General features: G+C 65.5%; 9 protein-coding genes. 2 read left to right on the forward strand and 7 right to left on the reverse strand.

The annotated features are described in order from the left end of the window. Positions 1–339 precede the first annotated feature (339 nt). Entirely contained in the window at positions 340–2,541 is a 2,202-nt protein-coding gene (recQ, locus tag CKO23_RS08885) for a DNA helicase RecQ (protein WP_200330152.1), read from the forward strand. A gap of 168 nt (positions 2,542–2,709) precedes the next feature. Here the strand turns inward: recQ and CKO23_RS08890 are convergent, their stop codons facing one another. Further along, the gene (locus CKO23_RS08890; protein WP_200330154.1) at positions 2,710–3,600 is read right to left on the reverse strand and encodes a phosphoribulokinase; all 891 of its coding nucleotides are present in this window, start codon (positions 3,598–3,600) and stop codon (positions 2,710–2,712) included. 158 nt (positions 3,601–3,758) lie between these two features. On the opposite strand from CKO23_RS08890, the gene CKO23_RS08895 reads away from it, so the two are divergent. Next, on the forward strand, positions 3,759–5,864 hold the full coding sequence (locus CKO23_RS08895; RefSeq protein WP_242482314.1) for an ATP-binding protein: 2,106 nt from the start codon (positions 3,759–3,761) through the stop codon (positions 5,862–5,864). 1 nt (position 5,865) lies between these two features. On the opposite strand, the gene CKO23_RS08900 is transcribed toward CKO23_RS08895, so the two are convergent. The 6 genes from CKO23_RS08900 to rsxA form a co-directional block, all read right to left on the reverse strand. Beyond that, positions 5,866–6,579 carry an electron transport complex subunit E gene (locus CKO23_RS08900; RefSeq protein WP_200330158.1) on the reverse strand — a complete coding sequence of 238 codons (714 nt, stop codon included), beginning with the start codon at positions 6,577–6,579 and terminating at the stop codon, positions 5,866–5,868. Beyond that, the gene (gene rsxG / locus CKO23_RS08905) at positions 6,579–7,232 is read right to left on the reverse strand and encodes an electron transport complex subunit RsxG (RefSeq protein ID WP_200330160.1); all 654 of its coding nucleotides are present in this window, start codon (positions 7,230–7,232) and stop codon (positions 6,579–6,581) included. The genes CKO23_RS08900 and rsxG overlap by 1 nt, the downstream gene beginning before the upstream one ends. 49 nt (positions 7,233–7,281) lie before the next feature. Next, entirely contained in the window at positions 7,282–8,322 is a 1,041-nt protein-coding gene (rsxD, locus tag CKO23_RS08910) for an electron transport complex subunit RsxD (protein WP_200330162.1), read from the reverse strand. Between the two features lie 130 nt (positions 8,323–8,452). After that, a complete protein-coding gene (gene rsxC, locus CKO23_RS08915; RefSeq protein WP_440870565.1) occupies positions 8,453–10,063 on the reverse strand; it encodes an electron transport complex subunit RsxC in 1,611 nt (536 codons plus the stop codon). After that, positions 10,060–10,629 (reverse strand): electron transport complex subunit RsxB, encoded by a 570-nt coding sequence (gene rsxB / locus CKO23_RS08920; protein ID WP_200330164.1) that lies wholly within the window; start codon positions 10,627–10,629, stop codon positions 10,060–10,062. Before rsxB ends, rsxC begins: the two co-directional genes overlap by 4 nt. Before the next feature lie 13 nt (positions 10,630–10,642). Beyond that, complete coding sequence (gene rsxA, locus CKO23_RS08925; protein ID WP_200330166.1) at positions 10,643–11,224, reverse strand: electron transport complex subunit RsxA; 582 nt, start codon at positions 11,222–11,224, stop codon at positions 10,643–10,645. Between the last annotated feature and the right edge of the window lie 417 nt (positions 11,225–11,641).

Raw genomic sequence — 11,641 nt, forward strand, 5'->3', positions numbered from 1 at the left:
TAATATTTGTTTTTGCTGGAGAAAACCCCGTCGGCGACCTGTAGGCTTCCCGACAATCCGAGCGATTGCAGTAAGTGCGACAAAGCGACCAGGCCACTGCTGGCCTCGGCGCTGGACGGCGGGCTGACTATTGACGCCTTGGATGCTGGAAGATCAGGGGCGCGAACGGGGCGCTCGACAGAGGCGCGCCTCAACGCGCTGCCCGCTGAGTTCGAGCGGCCCGGGTTTGAGCTACGCCTCGCCCGGGCGATGCAGGTATCCTGTGCCCTTGTCTGGTGCGGCCACCCTTTTGGACGCGGTGCTCGGGCCGATTCGAGACGCTGACTTTCGAGACGCTGAATGGACGAAACTCCGCTGCAACTCCTCAGCCGTGTCTTCGGCTACGACGCCTTTCGCGGCGCTCAAGCCGACATCATCGAGCAGGTGATCGGTGGAGGCGACGTGCTGGTGCTGATGCCGACTGGCGGAGGCAAGTCGCTCTGCTACCAGATCCCGGCGCTGGTGCGGCCTGGGACGGCCGTGGTCGTCTCGCCCCTGATCGCCCTCATGCAGGACCAGGTGGATGCGCTGACGCAGCTCGGCGTGCGGGCGGCCTTCCTGAACTCCTCGCTGACCTCGGGGCAGGCCTGGGCGGTTGAGCAAGCCATGCTGTCCGCCGAGCTGGATCTGGTCTATGTCGCCCCCGAGCGGCTGCTGACCGAGCGTTTTCTGTCCCTATTGGATCGGATCCAGGTCGCCCTCTTCGCCATCGACGAGGCGCACTGCGTGTCTCAATGGGGTCATGACTTCCGCCCCGAGTACATCCAGCTCGATCGGCTGCACGGGCGCTGGCCGCAGGTGCCGCGCATCGCGCTGACGGCCACCGCGGATGCCCCAACCCGCAACGAGATCGTCAGTCGGCTCCATCTCGAAGGGGCCAGGCAGTTCGTCTCCAGCTTCGATCGGCCGAATATCCGCTACCGCATCGTCGAAAAGGCCAACCCGCGCCAGCAGCTGCTCGCCTTCCTCAAGCGCGAGCATCCGAGCGACGCCGGCATCGTCTATTGTCTGTCGCGGCGTCGCGTCGACGAGACGGCCACCTATCTGCAAGGGCAGGGCTTCCCGGCCTTGCCTTACCATGCCGGCTTGCCCGCCGACATGCGGCGCGAGCACCAGGCCCGTTTCCTGCGCGAAGAGGGCGTCGTCATGGTCGCGACCATCGCCTTCGGCATGGGGATCGACAAGCCGGACGTGCGTTTCGTGGCCCATCTCGACCTGCCCAAGAGTCTGGAGTCCTACTATCAGGAGACCGGTCGCGCCGGCCGCGACGGCCTGCCGGCGGATGCCTGGATGGCCTACGGCCTGGGCGACGTGGTCATGCTCCGGCGCATCATCGAGGACTCCGAGGCGAACGAGCATTTCAAGCGCATCGAGATGCACAAGCTCGACGGCATGCTCGGCTATTGCGAGACGACGCAGTGCCGCCGCCAGGTGATGCTCAATTACTTCGGCGAGACGCTGGCCGAACCCTGCGGCAACTGCGATACCTGTCTGGAGCCGGTCGAGACCTGGGACGGGACAGTCGCGGCGCAGAAGGCGTTGTCCTGCATCTACCGCACCGGCCAGCGCTTCGGCAGCGCCTATCTGACCGACGTGCTGTTGGGCAAGGACCTGGAGCGCATCCGCCGCTTCGGACATGACAGCATCAGCACCTACGGAATCGGTAAAGAGCTGTCGGCCGACCAATGGAAGTCCGTCTACCGTCAGTTGGTGGCGGCCGGCCTGATCGCGGTGGACATGGAGGGCCATGGCGCCCTGCGGCTGACCGATCAAAGTCGGCCCCTGCTGCGCGGTGAGCGCGGCATCCGGTTGCGCCGCGACCCGGATCGCAAGGCGGCCTCCGCCGCGGCGAGCCGAGCCCGCACCGTCACCGCTCCGACGGATCCGGAGGCGGCGGCGCTCTGGGATGCCTTGCGAGGCCATCGTCGGAGATTGGCTCAGGAGCAGAACGTCCCGGCTTACGTCATCTTCACGGACGTGACCATCCAGGAGCTACTGGCCTACCGGCCGCGCGATCTGGACGAGCTGAGCCGCATCAGCGGCGTGGGTCAGGCGAAGCTGGAGCGTTTCGGCGAGGGTCTTCTGCGTGTCCTGGCTGAACATGCGCAGGAGCATGGCCGGCCCGCGAATCTGCCGCCGCTCCCCGCGGCGCGCGCCGAGAAGTCGAGTGCCCCGCGGCTGGATAGTGGCGGTCTGACGGATACCATCCTGGTGACGCTGGATCTGTTCCGACAGGGGTTGGACCCGGACGCCATCGCCGCGCGCCGGTCGCTCAAGCGCACGACCGTTCTCACGCACCTCTCGCGCTGCATCGAGGAGGAGGAGTTGAGTGTCGAGGAGGTCGTCAAGCTGGATGCCGAGACGTTGCGTCGCATCGAGCAGACATTCGAGCAGTTTTCCGACGCGACCTCGATGTTCCTGAAGCCGATCTACGATGCCCTGGATGGTCGCTTCGACTACGGCGTGCTGCGCTGCGTGCGCGCTGGAATGGGGCGGTCGTAGGGCTTGGATTCAGCCTGCGCGGGCTGAATCCCGCGATCTGACAACTGAAACCTGACGACTGAAGTCTGGACAGGATCAACGGGATCTCGCGGCAGGCGCGGGTTCACGACCGATCCCGCGGTGCCTGTCGATCCTGTCCATGGCCTCTCAGCCGGACACTGGGGCGTGTCAGACCCGGCGTGCTTCCATCATGCGCTCGATGATCGGCTGCAGGATGATCTCCATCGCCATCCCCATCTTGCCGCCGGGCACGACCATGCTGTTGCGCCGCGACATGAAGGAGTCGTGGATCATGGAGAGCAGATAGGGGAAGTCGATCTGCAGCTTCTGCGGATCCTTGAAGCGGATGATGACGAAGCTCTCGTCCGGGGTCGGGATGTCTCGGGCGATGAAGGGGTTGGAGGTGTCGACCGTCGGCACGCGCTGGAAGTTGATGTCCGTCAGCGAGAACTGCGGCGTGATGTAGCGGATGTAGTCCGGCATGCGGCGCATGATGGTGTCGACAATGGCCTCGGCCGAGTAGCCGCGCTCCAGGTTGTCGCGGTGGATCTTCTGGATCCACTCCAGGTTCACGATGGGCACCACGCCGACGCCAAGGTCCACATGCTGGGAGACGTTGGTCTCTTCGGTGACGACCAGACCGTGCAGGCCTTCGTAGAAGATCAGGTCGGTGTCTCCCGGGATATCTTCCCAGGGCGTGAACTGACCGGGATTGAGGTCGGTGCCGAGTCGCGCGTTGTGCGCGGCGGCCTCCTCGTCGCTGTGGATGTAGTAGCGTTTCTTGCCCGTGCCGCTCTCGCCGTAGTCGCGGAAGAGCCCTTCGAGCAGGTCGAACCGGTTGGCGTCCGGCCCGAAATGGCTGAGCCCCTGACCTTTCTGGGCGAATTTGGCCATCTCGGCCTTCATTTCGACGCGGTCATAGCGGTGGAAGCTGTCCCCCTCGATGACGGCCGCGCTGATGTTGTCGCGATGAAAGATGTGCTCGAAGGCGCGCTTGACGGTGGTGGTGCCTGCCCCGGAAGATCCGGTAACAGCGACGACTGGGTGTTTCTTGGACATGAGCTTCTCCCCGTTCTCTTCGTTATCTTGGACAGCCAGGTACTTGACCCGCTGATCATTAGCGAGAAATGATCCCCTAATATACCACGAAGATCCGATCCCAAAGCGGTGAGTCACGGGCGTCGAGGACCGCGCCAGGCATGCACGGAGGGCGGCGAATGAAGGACTTGGAGACGCTGGGTGACGCGGGCGCCAGCCGGCTGCGCGCGGACCCCGAGCTGCAGTCGGCGCTGGTGCGCATCCTGACCTCCGTGCTCGGCGGTCTCTATATCGCGCTCGGCGCCTGGACCTCCTACTACCGCATCGACCTCGGCTATTTCCTGACCGTATTCGGGTTGCACCTGGTCTTCAGCCTGGCGCTGCTCGCCAGCGTCTGGCGGCGCCCGGACTGGCCGGCCCGGCGCTCGGTCGCGCTGTGCCTGGACGTGATCGTGGTCAGTCTGGCCATTTCCGTCACCCAGGACGCCATCAGTCCCTTCTATCTGCTCTACATCCTCATCTTCATCTCGTCCGGCACGCGGTTTGGCCGTGACCATCTGATCTTGGCCGCCGTGGTGGCCGTGATCGCCTACAACGCCGTCCTGATCCAGCTTGACGAATGGCGCCACCACCCCTATGAGGCGGCCTTCTTCCTGCTGCTCCTGGTGCTGCTGCCCTGGTATCAGGCGTCACTGCTGCGCCAGCTCCAACAGGCGCGCCTGGATGCGGAGCGCGCCAACAAGGCCAAGGGGGATTTCCTCGCCGTGATGACGCATGAGCTGCGCACGCCACTCACTGGCGTCATCGGGATGACAGACCTGCTCGCGGATACCCAGTTGGACGCGGTGCAGCGCGACTATGTCGCCGCCATCGGGCACTCGGCCAATGTGCTCAATGCCTTGATCGGCGACATCCTCGACTTCTCGAAGATCGAAGCCGGCCGGGTCGGACTCGAGCGCATCCCCTTCGATCCCCATGCCCTCGCGCAGGAGGTTTGCGAGATCCTCGCCGCGGGCGCCCTCGCGAAGGGGCTGGAGCTGATCTGTCGCGTCGAACCAGAGGTGCCGTCTCGACTCGAGGGCGATCCGCTGCGGGTGCGCCAGATCCTCTTCAATCTGCTGGGCAACGCGATCAAGTTCACCGAGCGGGGCGAGGTCTGCGCGCGTTTGAGCCTGAGTCCGCCGGCGGGGACGCTGCGGCGGCCGCACCTCGTCATGGAGGTGCTCGACAGCGGCATCGGTATCCCGAGGGAGAAGCTCGTGATCCTCTTCGAGAGCTTCCGTCAGGCGGACGATTCCACGACACGCCGCTTCGGTGGTACTGGGCTCGGGACCACCATCGCGCGCGAGCTGGCGGTCCTCATGGGCGGGTCCATCGAGGTCGAGAGTGAGGAGGGCGTGGGAAGCTGCTTTCGCGTGCGGCTGCCGCTGCTGGCGGAGGATGACCCGGCGTTGCGACCTGTGGCGGACGGGAGGCTGCGCGGTTTGAGCATCCTGGTCGTCGAGGCGAATGCGCGTCAGCGCGCCTGGATTCGGGATTCCCTGGCGCGGGAAGGGGCGGCTTGTCAGGCGCTGGCGGGGATTGCGGGGCTCGCGACGCTGGCGCCGGATGCGCCGCGTCCGGATCTGGCCCTGCTCGCGGACCGTCCGGCCGGGGATGATCTCTCGGTCGGTGTGGAACGGCTGCGCGCGCGCCTCGGCGATGGTCTGCTCTGTCTGCTCCTGACCTATCCGGGGCGGCGTCCCGAGGCCTGTCCGTCTGGTGTCGCGTGTCTCACCAAACCCCTGCTGGCCGATGCCTTGGTCGGCGCGGTCCTGTCCAGCCTCGGCCAGTCCCCGAGCCCCTCCGCTGGAGCGCGCGGAGACTCGGCGGTTGCCGGCTCGAAGGTCGAGGGAGCGGCACGCTCGACGCTCGCTGGCCTTCGGGTGCTGGTGGCTGAGGACAATGAGATCGCCGCCAAGGTCGTCACGGGTTTCTTGTCCCGCTTCGGGGTCGAGCACCGTCGTTTTCGCGATGGCGAGGCCGCGCTCGCCGCGGCCCGGAGCGGCGACTATCAGATCGCGATCCTCGACCTGCACATGCCGAAGCTCGACGGTTTCGGCTTCGTGAGCCGGCTGCGTGCCGAGCGGCCAGACCTGCGCCTGCCGGTCCTGGCGCTGACCGCCAACGCCTCGGAGGAGCAGAAGCGCGCCTGTCTCGAAGCCGGCATGGACGCCTTTCTGAGCAAGCCGGTCCGACCGGATGATCTGAAGCGCGCGCTCGAAAGCCTCAGGCCAGAACCTTGATTCACAGCGCCGGCGTTGGCCCCGTGGCTTGAGGATGCGCCGCCGAGGCGCGTTTGGGCGCCGCCTTCAGGCGCTTGAACAGGCTGTCGATGACGTTCTTGAGGGCGATCATCAGCCCCAGTCCAATGAAGGCGCCGGGTGGCAGGATTGCGATGAGGGCACCTTGGTAGTCGTCCCCCAGACTGATCGTCAATGCCTGGCCGGCCTTGCCGAGCAAGAGGTCGGCTTGATGGAAGACAGTGCCTTGGGCGACGAATTCGCGCAGCGCGCCCAGCGTGGTCAGCACCAGCGTCGCCCCTAGTCCGACCGCGAGCCCGTCCAGGAGCGCGCGATCCACCCGGTTCTTGGAGGCGAAGGCCTCGGCGCGCCCGATGATCATGCAGTTGACCACGATGAGTGAGATGAAGAGACCCAGCACCAGGTACATCTCGTAGAAGTAGGCCTGCATGATCAGCTCGACCAGGGTGACGAAGGAGGCGATCACCAGTACGAAGACCGGAATACGGATCTCGGGTCGCACCAGGTTGCGGACCAGGGAGACGGTGACGTTGGAGCAGACCACGACGGCTGTCGTCGCGAGCCCCATGCCGAGCCCGTTGGTCGCGGAGGTCGTGGTGGCGAGCAGGGGGCAGAGGCCGAGCAGGGCCACCAGCATCTGGTTGTTGCTCCAGAGACCGCCGCCGAGGATGCTGCCGTAGCTTTGGGGCGCGGACATCAGCCTTGCCCCTCCGGCTTGGCCGCGGGCGCGCTCGTGGCCTTGGGGGCGAACAGCTGATCACCTTGCTCTTGCACGTACATGAGCGTGTTCTTCACCGCGTTGACGACGGAGCGTGGCGTAATGGTTGCCCCGGTGAACTGGTCGAACACGCCGCCGTCGCGTTCGACGGCCCACTTCTCCAGGGGCGGGTTCGCGAGCGACTTGCCCTCGAAGCCGAGAATCCAGCCCGATTTCTGCTCCTCGATCTTGTCGCCCAGCCCTGGGGTTTCGTGATGGGAGACGACGCGTACGCCGCCGAGCGTGCCGTCGCGCATCACCGAGACCAGGAGGTTGATGGGGCCGGCGTAGCCATCCGGAACCACGGGCTCCAGCACGACCGCGACCGGTTCCTGGGCCTTCCGCACCCGATACACCGCGGTGCTGTCAGCGCCCAGGCGCTCGCGTGCATGGACTTGGATGCGGTCGCTCAAGGGGTCGTTGTCGGAGCGGCCGGCGGGCAGGATGGTTTCCAACTTGCGCTTCATGGCCTGATACCGATTGTCCGCGATGCGCGCATCCACCGCTTCGTGGGTCATGGCGACCAGCGAGACGCCGCTGATGGCGAAGGCGCCGAGCACGAGCCCGGCGAGCAAGATGGATCTGTTCTTCATCCGCGTTCTCTCTTCAGGCTCGTTTTCTCTATCAAGCGCGTTCTCTCTATCAACCCCGTTCGCCGCCGTGCCCAAAGACGCGTGGCTGGGTGTAGTAGTCGATCGTCGGGGCGGCGATGTTCATGAGCAGCACCGCGAAGGCGACCGCATCCGGATAGCCGCCCCAGCTGCGGATCACGTACACCAGCACCCCGATGGTCGCTCCGAACACCAACTGGCCCTTCTTGGTGGTACAGGCCGTCACCGGGTCGGTCGCGATGAAGAAGGCACCCAGGATCGCCGCGCCGCTGAAGAGATGAAAGGCCGGGAAGGGATGCGTCTGGGGCTCGATGCTCCAGAAGATCCCGGCGCAGACCAGGAGGCCGAGCAACATGGAGACCGGGATGTGCCAGGTGATGATCCGCCGCCAAAGCAAGTAGACGCCCCCGAGCAGAAACCAGTTCCCCACCCATTCCCAACCGCGCCCGCCGAACGCGCCCCAGAGCGGGCTCTGGCGGATCTGCTCGATGGTCATGTCCATGTCGAGCTTGCCACGCATTTCGTCCAGCGGCGTGGCGGAGGAGATGGCGTCCCAATCCAAGCCGGTTGGCGGCGCGCCTTGGAGGATGATGCGCAGCGACTCCAAGAACGATAAATGGTGCTCTGCGAGCATGTTCGGGGCCAGCCAGGTGGTCATGGCCACCGGGTAGGAGATCAGCAGGAAGACATAGGCGGCCATGGCCGGGTTGAAGGGGTTGTAACCCATCCCGCCATAGAGCTGCTTGACCAGTACGATGGCGAACACCATGCCGAGCAGGGTCAACCACCAGGGCAAGGTCGGCGGGACCGAGATGGCGAAGAGCACCGCCGTGACGACCGCGCTGAGGTCTCCGATGGCCACCATGGGCGGGCGCCGGCGTGCGAGCATGATCGCCGCCTCGGCGGCGACGGCGAAGCTGACGGCCAGGGTGATGTTGATCAAGACTCCCCAGCCGAAAAACCAGATCATCGCCACGATGCCGGGAACCAGTGCGACCAGCACCTGGAGCATGAGACGGTCGACCCGGTTCACCCGGGGCACATGGGGGGAGGAGACGACGCTGGGCTTCATGGATGGGTGTTGCTGATGGGGTCGGTCATCGTTTTCGGCGGAGGTATCAGTTGTCAGTTGTCAGTTGGCAGTGGTGGGAGCGGCGCCCCGCCGCGACCAGGAGGGCGCGGGGCGGCGCTCCCTCACTCGCTCAGTCTCTCGGCGTGTCCGTCCTCTGCACCGATGCGCCGGGCTTCTTGGCGGCGGCGCGCCGCCGCGCGGCCTCGATTGCGACCTGCTTGGGGTCCGCGTCGCCCGCTGACTTGGCCTCGAGCGCCGCCTTCTGTTTCCGCAGCCGCGCCTGACGCTCCTGTTCCTGCCGCTCGAGGCGTGCCTGTTTCGCGGCGTGTCTCGCGCGGGCCAGCTCCGATTTGCGCTTCTCCTGCTCGCGCGCCCAGATCTCGGTCTTGGCGTAACGGTAATACTGGACGAGCGGGATATGGCTCGGGCAGACCTGGGCGCAGCAGCCGCACTCGATGCAATCGAAGAGGTTGTAGTCCTGAATCCGGTCCAGGTCCTTCGAGCGGGCATGCCAATAGAGTTGCTGCGGGAGGAGCTTCGCCGGACAGACCTCGGCACAGCGTCCGCAGCGGATGCAGGCGAGCGCGGCGTCCGCGCTCGGGCTCTCTTCGGCGGTCAGGGCCAGCACGCAGTTGGATGACTTGGTGACGGGGGTCTCCGTCTGTTTCAGCTCGAACCCCATCATGGGGCCGCCACACAGCAGCTTGCGCGGGGTCGCGCGATAGCCACCGCAGTGGGCGATGAGGTGATCCGCCGTGGTGCCGACGGGAACCTCCAGATTGCGCGGGTGGGCGATGGCGCGGCCGGTGACCGTCACGACGCGGGAGATGAGCGGGCGCCCGTCGAGCACGGCATCCGCGACGGCGGCGGCGGAGCCCACATTCTGGCAGACGATGCCGATCTGGGCCGGGATGCCGTTGGTCGGCACCTCCTTGCCGGTCAGGATGCGGATCAGCTGCTTCTCGCCGCCGCTCGGATAGAGGGTCGGGATGGCGACGACCTCCGTATAGGCGTGCATGTCCGTCTCGGCGAGCGCCAGCCGCATCGCCTCGATCGCCTCGGGTTTGTTGTCCTCGATGCCGATCAAGACCTCCTTCACGCCCAGGAGGTGGTGCATGATGCGCACCCCCTCCAGGATGTGCCCGGCGCGCTCGCGCATCAGGCGGTCATCGCAGGTGATGTAGGGCTCGCATTCGGCCCCATTGATCACCAGGGTCTGGATCTCCCGGTCCGTGCCCGGGCTCAACTTGACGCTGGTCGGGAAGGAGGCGCCGCCCATACCCACCACGCCGGCCCAGCGAATGCGCTCGCGAATCAGTCCGGGATCGAGCTGCGGATAGTCCGTCAGTGGCGGGGGCAACTCGGCCCAGCGGTCCTCGCCGTCGGTCTCGATGAGCGCGCAGAGGGCGGACAGGCCCGAGGGGTGAGGAACGGGGTGCTGCTCGATCGCAACCACGAGGCCCGAGCTGGAGGCATGCACGGGTGCGCTGATGAAGCCGACTGGCTCGGCGATCATCTGTCCCTTGAGCACGCGCTCCCCCACGCCGATCAGCGCCCGCGCGGGCGCGCCGATGTGCTGTTGCAGAGGAATCACCAGGCGCGCCGGAAGTGGTATCGGCTCGATCGCGCAGGCGTTCGAGAGGTCCTTCTCGTCTGGAATATGGATGCCGCCATGGAACCGCCAGAGTCGGCGTTTGCTGGACAAGCGCTGAAGGATCGCCATCTCGGTCATCTTCCTCATGCGGCCTTCTGGTCCGGGGTGACAGGCTTGGTGCCCTGTGCATGCCCGCCCGGATAGGGCCAACGCCACCGCGGGATGTCCTCGGCGACGGGCACCATGTGGATGCATTGGACCGGGCAGGGCGCCAGGCAGAGCTCGCAGCCCGTGCACTCCCCTGACAGCACCCCATGCAACTGCTTGGCGGCCCCGACGATGGCATCCACGGGGCAGCTCTGCAGGCAGAGCGTGCAGCCGATGCAGGCATTCGGATCGATCACGGCGACGACCGGCACCTTTTCCTTGACCTCCATGGCGACGGGCTCGCGGCCGAGCAGGTCCGCGAGCGCCAGCACGAGCGGCTCACCGCCGGGTAGGCACTTGTTGATGTCGTCCTCGCCCTTGGCGATGGCATCCGCGTAGGGGCGGCAGCCCGGATGTCCGCATTGCCCGCATTGCGTCTGGGGCAGGAGGCTGTCGATCTGATCGGCGATGGGGTCGCCCTCCACCCGGAAGCGGATGGCCGAATAGCCCAGCAGCAGCCCGAAGAAGGTCGCGATCGCCGCGATGGCGAGAATGGCGGCTAGCATGACGCCTCTGGCCTCAACGGGCGACCAAGCCGGCAAAGCCCATGAAGGCCAGCGACATCAGCCCAGCCGTGATGAGGGCAACCGGACTCCCCTGAAACGGCTCGGGAACGTCGGCTACCGCAACGCGCTCGCGGATCGCGGCGAAGAGCGTCAGCACCAGCGAGAAGCCCACCGCCGCGCCGAAGCCGTAGAGCGCCGATTCGACCAGCGTGTGTGCCGCCTGCTGGTTGAGCAGCGCCACGCCCAGCACGGCGCAGTTGGTCGTGATCAGCGGCAGAAAAATGCCCAGCAGCTGATAGAGCATGGGACTCGTCTTGTGCATCACCGTCTCGGTGAACTGCACCACGGCCGCGATCACCAGGATGAAGGCGATGGTGCGCAGATAGCCGATGTCGAGCGGCTCCAGGACATACTGATTCACGACCCAGGTGATGACCGAGGACAGCGTCATCACGAAGGTCGTCGCCAGCCCCATCCCGGTCGCGGTCTCGAGCTTCTTGGAGACCCCCATGAAGGGGCAGAGCCCGAGGAACTTGACCAGCACGAAGTTGTTGACCAGCACGGTGCCGACCAGGATGAGCGCGTATTCAGTCATACCTAAGAAGCGGGGCAAAGGGAGAATTGGGCTAGAGGCTTAGAAATCAGCGATCAAGAACCCTAGCGAGCCTAAAAGCGCGGAAGCATACGCCCCGCGCCCAGAGGCTACAACAGGAATACCGTAGGGTTATTCTGGGTATTTGTGCGCGGCTCTTGATCCGTTTCGGACTAGTGAAGCTCCAAAGCTCTCGTTGCGATTGGATTCTCCTAGTGGTCTAGAGTGAAAGTCCTAATACTGTTTCTGGGCGATCGATGGCATCCTACTCATCTGTCTTGAGTTTCGCCGATGAGTTGATGACACGATGCCACGCTGCACCCCGATTCCCGTTTCCCTCACCGACAAAGAACGTACCCAGTTGGAGGCGTTGGTGCGTCAGCACACCACGGCGCAGCAACTGGCGATCCGAGCCCGAAT

Origin of the sequence: Thiocystis violacea, assembly GCF_016583565.1 — a bacterium.
Lineage (GTDB): Bacteria > Pseudomonadota > Gammaproteobacteria > Chromatiales > Chromatiaceae > Thiorhodococcus > Thiorhodococcus violaceus_A.